At 65.5% G+C, this 18,658-nt stretch carries 18 protein-coding genes and 1 pseudogene; 6 read left to right on the top strand and 13 right to left on the bottom strand.

Annotated elements, in window-relative coordinates; genetic code table 11:
- Positions 1-12: 12 nt before the first annotated feature.
- From C474_RS14665 to C474_RS14645, 5 genes are all read right to left on the bottom strand, one after another.
- Positions 13-588: a maleate cis-trans isomerase family protein gene (locus tag C474_RS14665; protein ID WP_008388192.1), complete on the bottom strand. Its 576-nt coding sequence runs from the start codon at positions 586-588 to the stop codon at positions 13-15.
- Entirely contained in the window at positions 588-2,171 is a 1,584-nt protein-coding gene (locus C474_RS14660; protein WP_394295426.1) for a hydantoinase B/oxoprolinase family protein, read from the bottom strand. Before C474_RS14660 ends, C474_RS14665 begins: the two co-directional genes overlap by 1 nt.
- A 17-nt stretch (positions 2,172-2,188) precedes the next feature.
- A complete protein-coding gene (locus tag C474_RS14655; RefSeq protein ID WP_008388189.1) occupies positions 2,189-4,198 on the bottom strand; it encodes a hydantoinase/oxoprolinase family protein in 2,010 nt (669 codons plus the stop codon).
- Positions 4,199-5,416, bottom strand: coding sequence for an Nramp family divalent metal transporter (locus C474_RS14650; RefSeq protein WP_083862064.1), 1,218 nt, complete (start codon positions 5,414-5,416; stop codon positions 4,199-4,201).
- Between the two features lie 134 nt (positions 5,417-5,550).
- On the bottom strand, positions 5,551-6,096 hold the full coding sequence (locus tag C474_RS14645) for a ribbon-helix-helix protein, CopG family (RefSeq protein ID WP_049917054.1): 546 nt from the start codon (positions 6,094-6,096) through the stop codon (positions 5,551-5,553).
- 244 nt (positions 6,097-6,340) lie between these two features.
- Here C474_RS14645 and C474_RS14640 point away from each other — a divergent pair, with 244 nt between their 5' ends.
- A complete protein-coding gene (locus C474_RS14640) occupies positions 6,341-7,141 on the top strand; it encodes a ParA family protein (RefSeq protein WP_008388183.1) in 801 nt (266 codons plus the stop codon).
- Positions 7,138-7,626, top strand: coding sequence for a hypothetical protein (locus C474_RS14635; RefSeq protein WP_008388181.1), 489 nt, complete (start codon positions 7,138-7,140; stop codon positions 7,624-7,626). Before C474_RS14640 ends, C474_RS14635 begins: the two co-directional genes overlap by 4 nt.
- Before the next feature lie 86 nt (positions 7,627-7,712).
- On the opposite strand, the gene C474_RS14630 is transcribed toward C474_RS14635, so the two are convergent.
- Positions 7,713-7,952: a hypothetical protein gene (locus C474_RS14630; protein ID WP_008388179.1), complete on the bottom strand. Its 240-nt coding sequence runs from the start codon at positions 7,950-7,952 to the stop codon at positions 7,713-7,715.
- 248 nt (positions 7,953-8,200) lie between these two features.
- Positions 8,201-8,599, bottom strand: coding sequence for a helix-turn-helix domain-containing protein (locus C474_RS14625; protein ID WP_008388178.1), 399 nt, complete (start codon positions 8,597-8,599; stop codon positions 8,201-8,203).
- Positions 8,600-8,775: 176 nt separating this feature from the next.
- Here C474_RS14625 and C474_RS14620 point away from each other — a divergent pair, with 176 nt between their 5' ends.
- The gene (locus C474_RS14620) at positions 8,776-10,392 is read left to right on the top strand and encodes an ATP-binding protein (RefSeq protein WP_008388176.1); all 1,617 of its coding nucleotides are present in this window, start codon (positions 8,776-8,778) and stop codon (positions 10,390-10,392) included.
- 372 nt (positions 10,393-10,764) lie between these two features.
- On the opposite strand, the gene C474_RS14610 is transcribed toward C474_RS14620, so the two are convergent.
- The 6 genes and pseudogenes from C474_RS14610 to C474_RS22395 all read right to left on the bottom strand — a co-directional run bounded on the left by C474_RS14610 (position 10,765) and on the right by C474_RS22395 (position 15,818).
- The gene (locus C474_RS14610) at positions 10,765-12,024 is read right to left on the bottom strand and encodes a Cdc6/Cdc18 family protein (RefSeq protein WP_008388172.1); all 1,260 of its coding nucleotides are present in this window, start codon (positions 12,022-12,024) and stop codon (positions 10,765-10,767) included.
- Positions 12,025-13,007: 983 nt separating this feature from the next.
- Complete coding sequence (locus C474_RS14605; protein ID WP_008388170.1) at positions 13,008-13,430, bottom strand: VOC family protein; 423 nt, start codon at positions 13,428-13,430, stop codon at positions 13,008-13,010.
- A 76-nt stretch (positions 13,431-13,506) separates the two neighbouring features.
- Positions 13,507-14,139 carry an RNA 2'-phosphotransferase gene (locus C474_RS14600; RefSeq protein ID WP_008388168.1) on the bottom strand — a complete coding sequence of 211 codons (633 nt, stop codon included), beginning with the start codon at positions 14,137-14,139 and terminating at the stop codon, positions 13,507-13,509.
- Positions 14,140-14,234: 95 nt separating this feature from the next.
- Positions 14,235-14,924 (bottom strand): hypothetical protein, encoded by a 690-nt coding sequence (locus C474_RS14595; RefSeq protein ID WP_008388166.1) that lies wholly within the window; start codon positions 14,922-14,924, stop codon positions 14,235-14,237.
- A gap of 390 nt (positions 14,925-15,314) precedes the next feature.
- Positions 15,315-15,446 (bottom strand): annotated as a pseudogene (locus C474_RS23445) (DUF7121 family protein); the annotation flags it as partial.
- 198 nt (positions 15,447-15,644) lie between these two features.
- Positions 15,645-15,818 carry a hypothetical protein gene (locus tag C474_RS22395; protein ID WP_160166845.1) on the bottom strand — a complete coding sequence of 58 codons (174 nt, stop codon included), beginning with the start codon at positions 15,816-15,818 and terminating at the stop codon, positions 15,645-15,647.
- Between the two features lie 346 nt (positions 15,819-16,164).
- Between C474_RS22395 and C474_RS14585 the strand changes: the two genes are divergently transcribed.
- The 3 genes from C474_RS14585 (at position 16,165) to C474_RS14575 (ending at position 18,333) form a co-directional block, all read left to right on the top strand.
- A complete protein-coding gene (locus C474_RS14585) occupies positions 16,165-17,346 on the top strand; it encodes a hypothetical protein (protein ID WP_008388162.1) in 1,182 nt (393 codons plus the stop codon).
- 296 nt (positions 17,347-17,642) lie between these two features.
- A complete protein-coding gene (locus tag C474_RS14580) occupies positions 17,643-18,014 on the top strand; it encodes an ArsR/SmtB family transcription factor (protein WP_049917052.1) in 372 nt (123 codons plus the stop codon).
- A gap of 1 nt (position 18,015) precedes the next feature.
- Positions 18,016-18,333 carry a DUF7521 family protein gene (locus C474_RS14575; RefSeq protein WP_008388159.1) on the top strand — a complete coding sequence of 106 codons (318 nt, stop codon included), beginning with the start codon at positions 18,016-18,018 and terminating at the stop codon, positions 18,331-18,333.
- Positions 18,334-18,658 lie beyond the last annotated feature (325 nt).

The raw sequence follows: 18,658 nt of genomic DNA, 5'->3' as shown, positions 1-18,658 counted from the left end.
CGACTCGTCGGGTTACCGCTCCCCTCCGAGTCGTCCCGGGACGCTCGCCGTCGAGACGCCCGCGCGTCGGAGCGCGTCCCACAGCGTCGCCCCGTTGCTCGTGACCACCGGGACGCCGCGGTCGGCTTCGAGACCGAGGCCGTCGACGTTGAGAACCTCGAACCCGGCCGCGTCGAGGTAGTCGGCCTCGCGTCGGTCGAACTCTTCCGCGTAGGGCGTCGCCACGATTAATCGCTCGGCGTCGAGCGCTCGGAGCGCTCGTTTCACGGACAGCGCCGTCGCCACTGCGGGGACGCCGGCCGCCTCCGCGATGTCGGCTTCGAGTTCGCGGTCGAACCCCGGGCCGTGCAGGAGGCTCCCGGTGGTGCAGGCGTAGGCGACCGCGTCGACGGCGGCGTGCGAGAGCGACTCGGCGCGGTCGACCGCCGCCTCGGCCATCTCGTCGAGCGCCGTCGGGGTGACCGACTCCAGCGGCATCCGGGCGGCGTGAACGCTCACGCCGTCGGGTGCGTACGCACCGAACTCCCCCTCGACGGAGGTGTTCGAGGAGGGGACGACCGCCCCGAGTCGGGCGCGCCAGCCACGCATTACCGCTCCTCCTTCCCGTCGGCGCGGTCCCGTTCGCGGTCCTCGTCGCTCCGGTCCTCGGGGTCGCCGTAGCCGCCGCCGCCGGGCGTTCGGACGGTGACCGTCGTCCCCGCCGGCACGTCCCGCGTCGTCTTCGCGGGGACCGGCGACCCGTCGAGGAGGTTCTCGCCCGTCGCGCCGTCCGCGCCGCCGGCGATACCCCTCGGCGCGACCCGGCGACGCTCGGTGAGCAGCGAGACGGTGGCGTCGACCCCGACGGTGACCGAGCGGACGATGCCGAGTCCGCCCCGGTGCTCGCCGTCGCCGCCGCTGCCCGCGCGGAGACCGTACTCCTCGACGAACAGCGGGTACTCGGCCTCCAGCGCTTCGATGGGCGTGTTGAGCGTGTTCGTCATCCCGACCTGCGCGCCGTCGGTGCCGTCGCCACCGGCGCGGCCGCCGGACCCGCCGCCGATGGTCTCGTAGTAGGTGAAGCCGTCCGACCCGCCCGCGCGACTGCCGATGGTGAGGTTGTTCATCGTCCCCTGCCCCTGCGCGGGGACGCGTTCGGGAGCGGCGTCCGCGAGGGCGGTGAACACCACGTCGGTCACGCGCTGACTCGTCTCGACGTTGCCGCCGACGACGGCGGCGGGCGCGCGCGGATTCAACAGCGACCCCTCCGGCACCGAGACGGTTATGGGGTCGTAACAGCCCTGATTCGGCGGAATCTCGGGGTCGGTCACGCACCGAACGACGAAGTAGACGGCGCTCTTGGCCACCGCCAACGGCGCGTTGACGTTGCCGGGCACCTGTGAGGCGGTCCCCTCGAAGTCGAACGCGACGGTACCGCCGTCGACCGTCGCCGTCACCGCGACGGGGATGTCCTCGTCGGTCAGACCGTCTCCTTCGAGCACGTCGCGGGCGCGGTATTCGCCGTCCGGCAGGTCGCGCAGTTCCGCGGTGACCCGCTCGCGCGAGTAGTCGATGACGGCGTCGAACGCCGCGACGATTTGCTCTCTGCCGTGTTCGGCCACGAGGTCGGCGAGACGCTCCTCGGCGCGGTCGTTCGCGGCTATCTGCGCGCGGACGTCGGCGCGGCGTTCGCCGGGGTTCCGGACGTTCGCCAGGAGGAGCGACAGCACGTCGTCGTTCGTCTCGCCGCCCGACACCAACCGTACCGGCGGGAGGCGGAGACCCTCCTGATATATCTCGCGCGCGCCCGCGGGCATGCTGCCCGGCGTCATCCCGCCCACGTCGGCGTGGTGGGCTCGGGAGACGGCGAATCCGAGTATCTCGCCGTCTATCGCCAGCGGCGACACCATCGTCACGTCGGGCAGGTGCGTGCCGCCCTCGAAGGGGTCGTTCAGGACGAACACGTCGCCCGGTTCGGGGTCGTACCCCAGAACCGTCTCCACGGCTTCGGGCATCGCCCCGAGGTGGACCGGGATGTGCTCGGCCTGCGCGACGAGACGCCCCTCCGCGTCGAACAGCGCCGTCGAGCAGTCGCGTCGCTCCTTGATGTTCGGGGAGTACGAGGAGGTAATGAGCACCTGCCCCATCTCCTCGGCGACGCTCTCCAACTGATTGCGCATGATTTCGAGCATGACCGCGTCCACGTCGCTCACCGTTCGTCACCCCCTCGGGTCAGGGTGAGCGTTCCGTCGGCCCCGACCGTCCCCCGCCACGCCGGCGGGACGACGACGGTGCTCTCGTGCTGTTCGAGGACGGCCGGACCGGAGACGTCGTCGCCGACGTCGAGTCCTTCGCGGGCGTACACCGGGGTCTCGCGGAAACCGTCGTCGAAGAATGCTTCGCGGGTGTCCTTTCGCGCCTCGCCGACGGCGCCGTACGTCACGTCGAGCGTCCCGCGTTCGACGACGGAAGTCGAGCGGAGATTGACCAGTTCCACGGGGTCCGAGAGCCGGTAGCCGTAGGCGCTCTCGTGAGCCTCGTGGAACCGCTCGGCGACCGCGTCGGGGTCGAACGTCTCGCCGACCGGGACGGTGAGTTCGAAGCTCTGGCCGTCGTACCGGAGGTCGGCCGCGCGCGACACCGCCGCGTCCGCGGGCGTCTGCACGTCCGCGAGCACGTCGTCGCAGAGGCCGTCGTACGCGGCCTCGACGGCCGCCACGTCGACGGCCGCGAGCGGACTCCGGAGCGTCCGCACGGAGTCGTGTTTCTCGTCCGCCGCGAGGAGGCCGTATGCCGAGAGGACGCCGCAGGCCCGCGGGACGACGACGGTGCCGATGTCGAGGCCGTCGGCGAGGGCGGCGGCGTGCATGGGGCCGGCGCCGCCGAAGGCGACGAGGCCGAACCGACGGGGATCGTGTCCCCGTTCGACCGTCACGGAGCGAATCGCGCGCGCCATGTTCGCGTTGGCGACGCGGTAGACGCCGCGGGCGGCCGCCAGGGCGTCGTCGAGTCCGGCCTCGTCGGCGAGGCCGGCCAAGGCGTCGTGTGCGGCCTCCACGTCCAAGGAGAGTTCGCCGCCGAGCGCGGAACTGCCACCGATGTAGCCGAGGACGACGTTCGCGTCGGTCACCGTGGGTTCGGTGCCGCCGCGTCCGTAGCAGGCCGGACCGGGGTCCGCACCCGAGGAGCGCGGTCCGACGCGGAGGGCGTTGCCCGCGTCGACCCACGCGATGGACCCGCCGCCGGCGCCGACGGTGTTCACGTCGACCATCGGCGACCTGATGGGGTGCCCGTTTATCTCGGCGTCCGTCGTGCGTTCGCCCTCGCCGTCGCGGACGAGGCTCACGTCGCTCGACGTGCCGCCCATATCGAACGTGACGAGGCCCGCGAGATCGTCCGTCGTCTCCGTCTGCGCGGCGCCGACGACGCCCGCGGCGGGGCCGGACATGGTGGTCGTCACCGCGTGTTCGCGTACCGTCGAGGCGGACGCGAGGCCGCCGTTGGCCTGCATGATCCGCGGCGTGGGGACGCCCAACTCCGCGGCTCGCTCTTCGAGGCGGCCGATGTAGGCGTCGATGGCCGGCGTCACGTACGCGTCGACCGCGGTGGTGGAGGTGCGCTCGAACTCGCGGAACTCCGCGAGCACCTCGTGGGAGGCCGAGACGGGCGCGTCGAGTTCCTCGCGGAGCACCTCGGCGACGGCGCGTTCGTTCTCGGGGTGTCGGTAGGCGTGAAGCAGGGAGACTGCGACGCTCTCGGCCCCGCACGCTCGAATCTCGTCGGCGAGTTCGCGGACCTCCTCCTCGTCGACCGGCGTCTCGATACCCGCTTCGGTCGCGCGCTCGGTCACCTCGAAGCGGCGGCGGCGGGGTACGAGCGGCGCGGGCCGTTCCACGCTCAGGTCGTACAGGTCGGGGCGGGCCTGTCGCCCGATTTCGAGCACGTCCCGGAAGCCCTCGGTGGTGACGAGCGCCGTCCTCGCGCCGTCAGCTTCGAGCAGGGCGTTGACCGAGACGGTCATCGCGTGTGTGAACGCGCCCACCTCCCGCGGGTCGACGCCGGCCTCGGCGCAGGCCTTCTCGATTCCGTCGACGACGCCGACGCTCTGGTCGGCCGTGCTGGGCACCTTCGCGGTCACGAGTCGGTCCTCGGCGGTCAGGAGCGCGACGTCGGTGAACGTCCCGCCCACGTCGACGCCGACGCGCGTCTCGTCGGCCACTCAGAACACCCCCAGGTCGCCGGCGACCGTGTAGAGCGTCCGGAGACCGAGCCAGATGACGACGAGCGTCACGGCACCGCCGACGACGTTCTGGAGCGTGCTGTTCGCGTACGATCCGAGGATGTCGCGGTCGTTCATCACGTAGATGAGGAAGACGGCGAGGATGGGTAACAGTATCCCGTTGGCCACCTGCGCGAAGAGGATGGCCTGCACGGGGCTGTACCCGAGCGCCGAGAAGACGATACCGACGGCGAGGATGGTCCCCCAGACCGCGCGGAACTTCGTCGACCGCAGGTCGGTGTCCCACCCGAGGGCGCCGGCCGTCGCGTAGGCGCCCGCCAGCGGCGCGGTGGTCGCGCTCGTGAACCCCGCGGCGAACAGGCCGATACCGAACAGCACCTTCGCGTGCGTCCCGACGAGCGGTTCTATCTGCTCGGCCATCGTGCTGACGTTCTCGATGCTCGTCCCCACGGGGAACGCCGCCGCGGCGGTGACGAGGATAGCGATGGTGATGAAACCGCCGACGAGGATGGAGAGGACGGTGTCGACCCGCGATTCGCCCAGCTCATCGGGGCCGGCCCACCGCTCCTGGACGCTTCCGGCGTGCAGGAAGAGGTTGTAGCCGACGACGGTCGTTCCGATGAGTCCCGTGATGAGGAACGTCGAGCCCTCGGGGACGCTCGGGACGAACCCCATCGCCAGGGCGCCGAGGTCCGGTCCGATGATGGTGGCATCGACGAGGAACGACAGCGCCATCAGCGAGACGAGAGCGACGAGCGCCTTCTCGATGAGGTCGTACTTGCCGGTCCAGAGGAGCGCACCGGCGATGAGTCCCATCGCCGGTCCCCAGAGGTTCGCGCTGATTCCCGTGAGTCCTTCCAGTCCGGCCGCGCCGCCGAAGATGTTCCCCGTCTCGTAGGCGGCCGTCCCGATACCGATGGCGCTGACGACCAACGCGACGCTGAGCGCCGACGCCACGGGATTGTCGAACTGGCCTCGGAGCGCCTCTCCGAGCCCCTCGCGGGAGACCAGCCCCAACCGCGCGCTCATCTCCTGGAGGACGATGGTCGCGACCATCGAGAACGCTATCGTCCAGATGAGCGCGTAACCGAACCGCGCCCCCGTTACGCTCGCCGTCGTGACCGTCCCGGGACCGATGAACGCGGCGGCGACCATCGCGCCCGGACCGATCGACTTCAGCCGATCTAGTAGATGCATGAATCTCTATGAGGTGGTTTGGCATATCAGACCGCCCGTGTTAAAACCCGCTTGAGAACGGCGCGTACGGGAGTCTGCGGCGGTGCGAACGAGTGTGAAGGAGTACGAAAGCGTGTGAGCGGATGCGAGAGCCGTCACCGAACCTCCCGGAGGAGCACCTTCGAGACGCCCTCCTCGATTTCGATATCGAACGCCAACGGTTCGATGCTGCGCCGGATGAACTGCGTCATGAACCACTTGACCGACTCGGTGGGGAAGACGACGTGGTAGGCGTCGTCATCCGATGATCGGACGGTGAGAAACCCGCAAAAGGAGAGCCAATCGAGGAGTTCGCCGAGCGACTCGAAGCGGTCTTCGTACTCGCGGGCGTGGAACGCCGCGACCCGGTTCGCCGCCTCGACGAACTCGGGGTCGGGGGTGCCGTTTTCGTCCTCGACGTAGTCGAGAAAGCAGTGCAGAAAGTCCACGTCGAGGAGGACGTGTTCGCCGCTTGCGAGCATCCGGTGGTAGGTTTCGAGGTTCGGTCCGGCGTCCGTCGTCGCCGCCTCGAAGTTCGCCGCGTAGAAGACCAGCGCCTCGCGGACGAGTTCGCTCTGCGGTTTCCCGGTACGGTCGGTCAGACTGTCCAGGGCGGTTTGAGCGTCCGCGTCGAGAGAAACCGTGATGCGATTCGTGACCATACTCCCCACTGGCGGAGGAGCCTTATACGGTTTGCAGACGAGTCGGTGCGAGAACGGAAGCCCGACCGCGGGGGTTCACGCCGCGTTCGCGCCCGTGGTGCCGGTTATCTCTTATCGCGCTTCAGCGTCCGCCCACGAGGGAAAGCGTCCGGCCGAAGCGTGCCAGCAAAACTAGCAAAACTGTACAGACTGTATAAACTGTCTTTGTCGGAAAGTATAAGTTTTGATGGGCAAGCCGTATCGTATGAGTGGCCCGGCAAAACTGTGCGTCTCGAACCAGAAGGGCGGTGTCGGAAAGACGACCATCGCCATCAACGTCGCCGGCGCGATAAGCGCCCGCGGGCACGACGTGCTGTTCGTCGACTTGGATCCGCAGGGGAACGCGACGGAGAACCTCGGTCTGATGGACGCGTACGACGACGAACCACCGACGCTGTTCGACTGTCTCACGGACCCCGAACACCGAGAGACGGTGGCCGACATCGTCCGCGAACACGAGGAGATGGACGTCATTCCGTCGAACATCGACATGACGGCCGCCGAACCCGAACTGACGCTGTCGCGTCGGAGCGGCGAGCAGCTCTCGCTCGTGCTGCGCGAGGTGGAAGACGACTACGACTACGTCATCGTCGACTGCCCGCCCAACCTCGGCAACCTCATGGACAACGCACTGTTCGCCACGCAGAACGTCCTCATCCCAGCCCTCGCGGAGTCGACATCCAAGCGGGCGTTCGAGCTGCTGTTCGACCACGTGGACGCCTTAGAGTACGACTACGAGATAGACATCCACGACCGCGGCGTCGTCGTCAACCGCATCGACGTGCGGAAGACGCAGGCGCGCGAGATGGTAGAGTGGATAAACGCGGCCTTCGACGACGTGCCCGTGTGGCAGATTCGCGAACGCGCGGACGTGCAGAAGGCCCTCGACGCGGGCGTCTCGCTCCTAGAGTTCAATCCCGAGTGCGACATGTGCGAGGTGTTCCGCGACATCGCCGCCGACCTCGACGAGCAGTTCGGCATCGAGGACGTGGAGGTCCAGGCATGAGCGGCGAGGACCGCGCCGACCGACTCCGCCGCCGGCGTCAACGCTCCCGGGACCGGGCGCTGACCGGCGAGTCCGGGGAATCGGAGGAGTCGGAGAACGCCGAGGGAGCGACCGAGACGGACGAACCAGCCGAATCGGAAGCGCTGGGCGGGACGGCAAAACCGGACGAGACAGCAAAACCGGACGAGACAGGTGAATCGGACGAGACGGGAGAGACGGGCGAATCGGACGAAGCGAAGGAGGACACGGGGCCGAAACCGTCGGTCAAGGACGAACAGAAGCCGACGTACATGTACCTCCCGCACGGGGTTCGCCGCGATTTGGACCGCGCCTACTCCATCCTCAAGGCCGAGTACGAGTACGAATACGAGGAACCGTTCGAGAAGAACCGGCACTTCTACCCGCTCGTCGTCTCGCTCGGATTGGAGGCGGTCGACGAACTCGACGCCGAGGACGTTCGCTCTCGCCTCGAAGAAGAACGCTGAGAGCGAGCGAGGCGACACCTCGCCCACAGTTTCGGCTCGGTCTGTCGGTTCTCAGTTAGTGGGAACGGAGTCGAGTCGGATTCGGTTCAGAGGCTGCGGAGGCGGATTTCGTCGTCGGTGATGGTGTCGATGCGCGCTTCCTGAAGCGGGTAATCTTCCTCGTCCGAGTTGTCCCAGCCGAGTTTGGCGAGGAGTTTGTCGGTGATGCCGGGGTCGGGGTCTACGATCGCGGTCCCGTGCTCGACCGACGAGACGACACCGACCTGGTTTCCGTTGCTGTCGACGACTCGCTTGCCGGTTTCGTCGTCCGTTATCGTGGTCGCCATGCGGATATCCGATTCGGTCGAAAGGGGGATGGGAAATGTGGCTGTATTTTCAAGCTCTATATAAGCAGCCGCTCGTCCGCCGTTGGTCAGGGTGGCGCGACGGAGTCTCGATTCGCTCGTCATCCGGGGAGAAAACCAGCAACAGCAACAACGCTGGGGGACCGGGAAGGACGGCAAGGGGTCTCTGAGAGAGACGGGAGAATCCGGAGGACGGAGAGAGGAAACGACGGAAACTCGACGTGAGAGCGCTACGGATCGGAGTCTTCGACGGAGTCGTCGGTTCGGCGGATGAGACGGACGACGCCGTGTTCGAGTATCTCCCGCCCGGCGGCGGTGGCCTCGTAGTGAGTGTCCCGGACGTCCGCCCCGTTCGTCGCTTCGGGCTGTTTCCGCACTAAGCCGACGTCTTCGAGTTTGTTGAGGTGGTAGTGGAGCGTGTTCGGGCGGACGCCCACCCGGTCGGCCAACCGCGTCGAGGTGTGCGGGTCGTCGTGCGCGAGGAGGTAGACGACGAGAAAGCGCGTCCGGTCGCCGATGGCGTCCTGCATGGCCAGGTAGTCGTCGAACGTCCGGTCGTTCGATGGTGAGAGGATGTCTTCGAGGTCCGACGGAAGCGAGTCGTCGGTCGTCGAGGAGTCCATCGTCATGTCGGTACCTGCGGCGGTGAATCGGATAAGCGTTGTAGCCGTCGGCGCGGCGTGCCGTCTCCGCAACGGCCCACCTCCTCGGAAAACGACGGTATCAGCAGTGAGAACGAGGAATCGAATTTTTAACCGGGGTTCGCCAAGGGAAGGTCGTGATAGTAGGGGGGCGAGCGGAAGACATGGCATATCTCTGCGCGGACGGCACCGTGAGGCAGGGATATCGCCTCTGCGATGCGCAGGCGATACGGAGCCTCGGACGCATCCAGTACGCGTGGGACCGAACGACCGACGACGGTGAGCGACGCGAGTACGTCACCTCCGCCGGATTTCTGGTCCGCGACGAGCAGATGGTCGCGGCGAACGTCGCCGCGACACTCCACTTCGAACGCGCCGTAGAGGCCGAATACATCGGCACCTTCGCCGACGCGTGCGAGCGTCGTCCGGAGACCATCTCCACGGAGGCGGCGGCGCGGTGCGACCCGACGGCCCTGCGGTCGCACGCCGCGGCGCTAGCCGAGTTCGTGAACAACGCCGCCCGCGGGGCGGCCGAGCATCTCTACTGGGGGTTGGACCGGCAACGGACGCCCATCGGACGGAACGGCCGGTTCACACAGTCGCTGCCGAGCGGTTTCCACGCCGGCCTCCGGGACTCTCTGATAGACGAGTTCGAGTGGGCGTCCGACGCGGACGCAACCGTCGTCGCCAACCTGACGCCGGAACGCGTCAGCGGCGTGGTTCGGTTTCAACAGGGCGACCGGGAGGGACCGACGACGGCCGACGACGTGACCGACGAGATGTCCAAGGCGGTCCGTCCGTCTCGAGGCGACGGGTCCGACGACGGCGCGTCCGGGGAGTCGAGCGGTTCCGGAGGCGACGACGCCGAACAGTGGCTGTGCGAACCCGATACCACGTTCGAGGACGTGGCCGCGATGCACGAGGTGAAAGAGCGACTCAGACAGACCGTCCTGAACCCGCTCTCCGACCCAGAACTGTTCGAGGAGTACGGACTCGGAACGATAAACGGTATTTTGCTACATGGACCGCCGGGGACCGGGAAGACGTATCTGAGTCGCGCGCTCGCGGGCGAACTCGGGAGGCCGTTCCTCCGGATCACCCCCGCGAACGTGACCAGCAAATTCGTCGGAGAAAGCGCCGACAACGTCGCCAAAATCTTCGACGTCGCTCGCGCGCACCAACCGAGCATCGTCTTCATCGACGAACTCGACGCCCTCGGAACCGACCGCGGCGCCACCCATAACACCCAAAGCGAACGGCAGATGCAGAACCAACTGTTGATGGAACTCGCGGAGTTGGACGCCGAGGACGTCGTCGTCATCGGCGCGACGAACAAACTGGAGGAACTCGACGAGGCCCTCGTCCGAACGGGTCGGTTCGACGAGTGGATAGCCGTCCCCCTCCCGGACGCCGAGTCCAGGCGGTCGATACTGCAGTACCACCTCGACGGGCGACCGACGGAACTCGGTGCCGACGAGTTGGCCGACGTAGTCGCCGCGACCGAGGGATTCAGCGCGAGCGACCTCGAATCGGCGGCGAACGAGGCGGCGAGACGGGCGATAGCGGAGACGTACGACGCGGGGAGCAGACGGCCCATCTCGGCGCGGCACGTTCGCGCCGCCGTCGAAGCGGCGTCCCCGCACGACGAACGGGGGAACGCCGAGACGGCGTGCGGTGGGGCAGACGATGCGAGCGGAGACGCCCCCGAGGACGGTGAGTCAGATGGGGACGGTTCGGATGGCGACGGCCCCGCGAATCGACACCCGCAGATGTCCTACTGAACGACGGTCTAGTTCTGACTGCGCACGTTCGGAGGAAAAAGAGCCGCCAGGCGTCGTCTACCACCGGCGCGTCGAGGTATTCCCCGTTCCTTAATCCGCCAGTGTCGGACGACGGCCGAACTCCGGTTCATCGCGGAGACGGCGACTTAGCGAACCCGAGTTCGGAGGTCGATTGGAACTGGACGAACGGCGAACGAAGAAGGATCGATCGGGAAGAGGCGGAAAAGATAGACGGTGAAGAACGACGGAAACGCGGGGACTCCCGAGAGGAGAGCGGTCCGCAGGCGTCGAGAGAGCGACCAACGGGTCGGAAAACGTCGGAAACTCGGGGTGAGATCGACCGGGGGTGAACCGAGACAGTGCGGCGACGCCTCAGAAGGAGTCGAGCGAGGCGTTCTCGGCGTCGGAGTCAGCGACGACGAACTGTTCGTCGTCCATCGCCGTCTGGTGAACGATGTCGAGGTCGTGATCGGGTTGGAGGCGGGCGTAGATGGTGATGCCGCCCGCGCGGCCGAGGTTCTGCTTCCGGAGTTCGAGGATATCGAGGAACGCCAACCGCCGGACGAAGTCGCGGACGCGGCGGTCCGACCGCGTCGACGTACCGGTCGCCTCGCAGAGTTGGGTGTAGGTTTCGATGATCTGCGCCATCGAGAACTCGTCGTCGTCGGTCCCCTTGTGGAGCGCGGTCACCGCCGAGAGGACGAGTTTCTTCTGGACGGTGAGACCGCCGATGAGGTCCCGAAAGCGGTCCTTCTCGGCCTCCATCTTCGCGTCCTCGACGTGGTCGCGGGTGACGACGTTCGACCCGTCCCGTTGGGCGAGCATCCCCGCGTTCCGGAGGACGTCGATGGCCTGACGGGCGTCGCCGTGGTCCTGCGCCGCGTAAGCGGCACAGAGAGGGACCACGTCGTCGGAGAGAACTCCCTCGCGGAACGCGTCGCGCCGGTGACTGAGTATCGCGCGGAGTTGATTGGCGTCGTAGGAGTGGAAGTTGAGCTCGCGCGGTTGGAGCGACGACTTCACCCGGTCGTTCAGGTCCTCGGCCCAGCGGACCTTGTTGCTGATGGCGATGAGTCCGATGCGGCAGTCGGTCTTGCCCGTCTCGACGGCCCGCGAGAGCGACATGAGAATCTGGTCGTCCGGATGCATGTCCGCCTCGTCGAGGATGATGATGACCACGTCGTACTGCTGGTCGAGGATGGCGTACAGACGCGTGTAGTACGCCGCCTTCGCGAGTCCCGTCTCCGGGACGCGGATGTCGGTTACCGCCTCGTCGTTGAGCGTCCGGGCGATGCTGGAGATAGCCTGCGTCTCGGTATCGTCGGTCGAGCAATCCACGTAAACGGTCCCGATGCGGACGTCGCCGGCGTTCGACTTGGCCGCCTTCGCGACGTGTTTGGCGACGAGGCTCTTTCCGGTCCCCGTCTCACCGTACAGGATGACGTTCTCCGGCGAGTCGCCGTTGACCGCCGACCGCAGTTCCGTCGAGAGGGCGCGTATCTCGTCGTCGCGGCCGACGATCCGTTCGGGGCTCGGGACGTGTTCTACCTCCACGAGGGATTTGTTCCTGAAGATGGGGTCTTCCTGAGCGAAAATCTCCGCGGCGATATCCTGTGACCCATCTTTCTCCATGACAGTGTCGTGAGAGCCATCCTATATAAATCCATCCCAACGCAGCCCCCGAATTTCCGACGTTTCTCTCTGTGTCGAACTCTCTCGGTGCCGTATTTGGCGTTTTACCGTTCGTCTATTAGATACCGCATTTCCGCCGTTTCGACACACACACCCCACGTTTCCGTCGTTCCGGGTCGGAAGGGAGGGGTCACTCAGATAGTTCGACGATGACCCGTGAACACATTCTCCGAGGAGCGATCGTTCATACAACCTCTTCTGAAAGAATTACATTGTATATTGAGTATTCTTCCGACATAACATCGCCAGTTCGGCTCGTTACCCGCCTGCTACCCGACCTTTCTCCACCTCTCGACCCTCCCACCCCGCGTTTCCGTCGTTCCACTCACGCCTCCGTTGCCCGCTTTACTCACCCACCCACCCCGCGTTTCCGACGTTCTCCGTATCGAAGGGGTGAGGGGACTACCACGAACACCCGCACCCCGTGTTTCCGTCGTTTCTCCGAGGAGAGGGGTCCGACTCGTCGTTGCAACTGCTCTTCTATCCCTTCTCGCTCCCTCTTCTCTCGATTGAACTCACGCACGACTAGCCTAGTTTGATTGTTGTTGTCTAAGAAACACTAGTGCTAGCATAGGTACATTTAATATAGATTAGCATCGAATAGTCCAGTAGCCGTTTTACAAGTTGTAACAGGGGAGGCGCATCGTGCCTCCCCCCCCCCCCCGCTCGAGACGATTAACGACGGAAACGTGGGGTGGGTGTGTTCCCCGCCATCGACAACGACAGAGACGAGAAGAAGAGAGGCGTTCGTATTATCTTCCGACGTTCGCCCGTTCTTGCGGGATGGCAGCCACGAGAAGAACGACGGAAACACGGGGGGACCAGGGGAATCCCCGAAGACGATGAATAAGGAACGGAGGCAGAGAAGGAAGGAGACGGTAGGGTAACCGAGAAACGATCCGGCAGACGTGGAGACGAACCGTTTACGACGTCTCCAGCAGTTCGACGAGGTTACCCTCCGGGTCTCGGACGAACAGGATTCGAGAGCCCGTTTCTGTTGTCTGGGGTTCGCTGAGCATCTCGACATCCCCCTCCAACGACTCGTACAGCGAGTCGACGTCGTCGACGGAGAACCCGAGATGTTTCGCACCGGGACAGTTCACCGACGACGTCGTCTGCGGTTCCCCCTCCGGTCCGTACTCCACGAGTTCGACGCGGACGCCGCCGGCGTCGAGATGGGCGAACCGACCGGTGGCGTCCTCGACGTCGACGGCCGTCTCGAACGCCTCACCCGAGATAGAGAACTCGTTCTCGACGGGGAATCCGAGCGTGTCCTGGTAGAACTCGACGGCCTGTTCGAGGTCCGCGACGGTGACGCCGACGTGATGTGCACTGAGTTCTGTCACGGGAAAGATTTCTCCGCCACTGCCCGAATAGGCACCGGACTCACCCTCGTTTGCCGCCTTCGCTCCGTCGTAGGGCTCACTCTTCGACGTTCACCTCTTCGACGTAGTCGGGCGGGACGCGGGCGACGGTGTACGTTCCGGTCCCCCGTCGGTCCACCTCGAACCCGTCGCGTTCCATCGCCTCCGCGTCGACTGCGAGAAGCACCGGGTCGTCGGCGTGTCTCCGCCCCACCTCGCGCGCCTCGTCGGCCGTCGCCGAGAGATGGACCTGCTGGCGGTTCATCGGTTTGAGCCCCTCATCGAGTATTGATCCGAGGTTCCGGGGAGCGGTCCCGTGGTAGAGACGCCCTGGAACGGCGGATTCCGTCGCTTCCAACGCCACGTCTATCGAGTGACCGTACGCCGCGCGAATCCGCTTCCCGCGACGCTCGAAGCGACCCTTCGAGTCGGTGGCGGTCACCGCTTCGACGTGTTCCGGTTCCGCCCACGAGTAGCGCTCCGTGACCGCCTCGAGGAGTTCTTCGTATCCGATCCATCCCCGGTCGTCGACGGACAGTCCGGCGTCGTCGGGGAAGTGACGCAGCGCTCCGCTGACGAACTTCGAGAGGCGTGTGCGGCGCCCGTCGTCGAGCACCTCCCGCCCGCCGTCACCGCACGCGGGACAGTCGCCGCCCTCGAAGTAGCCGTGGTCCTCGCAGACGCGAATCACGCCGACACGTAGCCACCCTGGCGACTACTGACTGTCGGCTACTTGGCCGGTTGCGGCCGACTCCCGATCAGCCAATCGCTTGCAACCGACTATAACTATCCGCCCGACTCGTCGACCCGCGTTCGCGACCGAACCGCCGCACCGAGTGCGACCCACCCGAGACTCAGCGGTAAGAAGGCGACGTTCGTTCGAACGACGAGCGTTCCGACCGAGAGGGGGAGAAGCGACAGCGCTCGGAGGACGAGCACGAGAACCGGGACGGCGAGTCCGGACAGGAGCGACGCGGCGGCGAGGGTCCACCGATCGGTCAGTCGACGAAGCGCGGCGCCGAGAGCGCCCGCCCCGAGAGTCGCGAGTCCGAGTCCCGCCACGGACGCGAACGTCAGTATAAGGCCGACCGGGTCTTCGCCCATCGCCGGGACCGCTCGGAACCCGGCGGTGACGACGGCGAGCGCCGACCGTCCGGCGAGTGCCGCGAGTAAGGCGACGCCCGCACCCGTCGACGCGACGCCGACGGCTCCGAGCCGTCCGTACTCCGGCCGGAACGACGCCCGGAAGCCGGCGACTCCGACTCCCACGGCGACGAGGCAGACGAACGAGAGGAGGTCGAACTCTGTCCCGACGTACGGTCGGTCGCCGTAGACGGCGCGTTTCGCCCACGGCGCCGCCGCCCAGAGCAGTGCGCCAACTATCGCCGCGGTTCCGGTCGAGGCGACGCGGCCGTCCGAACCGTGCCGCGGGTTCACACCGCGAGTCGTCTCGGAGTCGCTCGGTCGGTCCTCCATTAGTTCCCTTCGGAAGAGCGGTGCGACGCACAAAACTACTTTCCGCGACCCGTCAGAAACATCGCAGCCGCTTAAGGGAGCGACCGTAGCTCGTTCTGTTTCGGCAGCACGCGCTCTTGGTCGCCTCTTTTTGGCGGCTTACTCGTCCTCATCACCCACGACGGACGCCATCGCCTCGCCGTCGACCTGCATCCAGTCGTACCGTCGCATTAGCCCCCGCACCGCAGTCTCCGAAAGCGACCACGCCTCGCCGACGGGTTCGCCGTCCTCGGCGTCCCACGCGCCGTACTTCCGGGACCCACCCGCTCGCGTGACGAGTATCGGTTCGCGGGAGCGGATGTGAACGGTCTGGCCGCGCGCGATGGGTGGACCGTCCCCGCTCGCGATCCGTCGCTTCTGCCGGAGAACTTCGCGCTTCGTCTCGATCCGCTCGACGAGTTCGCGTTCGTCCTCTGCGGAGATTTCCTCCGTCCGCTGTTGGAACTCAAGGCTCTCGATCTCTTCTTCGAGTTCGTCGATGTCGTCGGCGTTCGAGTCCGTTCCTGAAGTCATGAGTTTCGCTTGCGTCTCTGCCGCTGTATCGTAGTCTACGGCGACCGTCTTGACCGTTGTCACGGTCGCCGGTGGCCGGCGAGCGGTCTGGTCTTCTCTACCGTCTTCCGAACCTAACCGCGTTCGCTCTCTCGCGGACACGCGGCCCCATCTCGGAGAACGCGGCGATCAGTGGTGCGAACAGCACCCGCTGAGGTGGTATCGGACGGGTGCCTCGTCGAAACTGAAGCACGCCGCGAGCGACTCCATCGAGTAGCCTAATTCCGAGGCCAAACGCATCTCGGCGCATTCGTCCGCATCTATCGGCCTGAATTCGTCGACGAGTTCTGCTTTCGTGTACATACTCTCCCATTCGGTTCTGGGGGAATCGAAGTTGTGCGTATACACATAGCTACGCGAGAATCGGCTCACTATAGTGTAACTATAATTTGTCCTCTGGACTTTCTTATCCTATATACATAAAAGAAGAACTGCATATGATTTTTAATTTTATTGGACGACTATCTGAACGCTCCGTTCGGCCAGACCGAAGCGGAAGGCCGCCATGAACTGCTCGCGGTCGCTAACTTTGTTCTGGGGCCGTTGGCGGCTCTCCCGCCCCGGATCCCCGTCAAACCCGGGTGGCCGGCGTCCGGAAGAGTTTACCAACTCTCTCACACAGAGGCAAACAGTTCAGGGTACTATCAGTATGACCGCTCTTCTCTCTCGACTCGACCGACGCGTACTCGCCGCGCTCTTGCTCCTCGGCGTCGTCCTTCCGGCGCTTCTGTGGGTCTCCGGTGGTACGATAGGGGCCACGAATCCCTCAGTCGACGCGAACGTGACCGAGCGCTACCGCTCCATCGGCGCTCTCACCGGAACGCAGACGGTCGCGATGCGCACAAATGGGACCGTCACGTCCCGGAGCGTCGCCAACGTCACGCTCGTTCCGGAAACCGACCGGAAACGAGTCCGCTTTCGCGGTGAGTCGGACCGACGGTACGAGGTGCAGGTCTCGAACGGGTCGATGCTCTGGCTTCGCGACACCGACCGAAACGCCGTAACCGCCATCGAGTTGACGGGTCCGCCGACCGACTCGCTCACGGCCGTTCGACTCCGGCGACTTGTCGCTGCCGCGGGACTGACCGACGACCTGGGGCGACCGCAGTCTATCGGAGTATCGCCGTTGCCTGTCGTCCCCCGACACAGCGGCGTCGCCCCCCGAGTTGACGCTCGCGGCTACACCGTCGAGTTCGTCAAGACGGGGACCGTCGGTGACCGATCCGCCTACGTCCTTGACGTTGCACCCGAGACCAACCGAAGCGAGACTCGGTACCGACAGCGACTGTGGCTCGACACCGAGCGGTTCTATCCGCTGCGCCAGCAGACGGTCTGGGTCGCCGACGACGTCCGGCGGTCGATAACGACGACGTACACCGACGTGGCGTTCGACGCGCAGGTATCGGCGGACACGTTCCGACCCCGGCTAGACGCCGAGACGACGGTCCGTCGACCCGACGTCCCCGAAACGGAGTTGTACCGGAGCATCGCCGAGTTGGCCTCCCGGAGTTCGATGACGGTTCCTAACCCGACTGTCCCGCCCGCATTCGAGTTGGTCTACGCCACGCGCACGACCGGCCGTATTAACGGGGTCGGACTTCGCTACGTCGCCGGCGGACGCGAACTCACGGTCGCGAAGTTCGACTACACCCTCGATATCGACCCCGCCGAACGCGACGTGACGCTCGACGGCCGACCCGCGACCTTCGATTACGGACCGACTCTCTCGCTCTCCTGGAACTGCGAGAACCGCGGCTACACGGTTCGGGGGACCGGCGTGCAAACGAAGCGACTGATCGAAGTCGGTCGGTCGGTGGGTTGCTCGGCCTGAAGTCGTGCGAATTTCTGGGTCAGAAACTCGCCCCGGCCGTATATTGTCGGCCGGGTCGTCGGTCGAGACGCGATGGGCTTCGACGGAGCTAACGACGTGCTCCCGCACCAGTCGTCTGGTGATGTGCCTCTGACAGCACGACACTTCCCATCGCCTGCCGTTGACGCATCAGCCCTCCCTCAGTACCACCGTACTGCTCGGACGCCGTCCCGGCACGTCCAGCATCGGTCGCCGCGACCGTCCGCGTTCGACATCTACGGTTCTATTAATCCGGCGGGAGGCCGTTCGACTGAAACGTGAGTGAGGATTCCGCACTGGGTGAGCTTCTAGACGTTCTCAGCGACGAGTACGCCCGGGATATCCTCGCAGCGACGAGTATCAAACCAATGTCCGCACAACAGCTTGCCGACGAATGCGAGATGTCTAAACCGACGGTCTACCGCCGGGTGGAACGACTCCGAGCGCACGGACTCCTCGAAGAACAGACCAAGGTTCGGACCAGCAACAACAACTACAGCGTCTACACGGCCACCCTCTCGGAAGTGTCCATCACGCTGAACGCCGGAACTTTCGAGGCAGCCTTACAGTGTACGGACGAGGAGTCGTTCCCCGGTGAGGGGGAGAGTGATACCGCCGACCGATTTACCAAGATGTGGGAGGACCTCTGAGATGGCACCCGTCTCCGTCGGCGTCGCGATTGACTGGGCCATCATTGCACTCGCCTTCGGTTCGACGCTCGTCGGTGCCTACGTGGGGTATCAGGCCTATCGCGGGTACCGCCGCCACGATAGCCGACCCATGCGAGCGCTCTCGTTAGGCCTGTTTTTCCTCACGGCCGTCGCGTTCGGCATCGCCTTCGTCGGTTCGCTGCTCCTCCGGGAGGGATACCTCGGTCTGGGATACCAGCAACCGCTCACGCTCCTCACGCGACTGTTTCAGTTCCTCGGCGTCCTGCTAATCGCGTACTCGTTGCACTCGCGGGGGTAGGCCGCTCGCCGGTCGTTGCAGACCGCTCACCGCGTCGTATCTCTCCCGAATCGTTCCGACGGGACCAGGACGGATTTCGGCGAATCTCGGTCACTGGTTTCGACTATCTTCCCCTTGCATCCGCCCAGACGAAACGAGAGAGGTTCTACCTTGAACCGTGACGGTCATGGCCCGAGAAGTCGATATATCATCATGACGTTTACGGGTAATCAGGAGGCTCCGGGCCGTCGCGTTCGGTAGACGGTCGATCTGCGAAACTGGAACTGAACTTCTCCGTTCACGCTTCCACCGCGAGTAGAACTAAGGAGTCGCCGTCGGATCCTTA

This window comes from Halogeometricum pallidum JCM 14848, from assembly GCF_000337095.1.
GTDB classification, from domain to species: Archaea; Halobacteriota; Halobacteria; order Halobacteriales; family Haloferacaceae; genus Halogeometricum; species Halogeometricum pallidum.
Note: the sequence above shows the minus strand (reverse complement) of the source record. Positions and strands in the feature narration are given on the sequence as shown.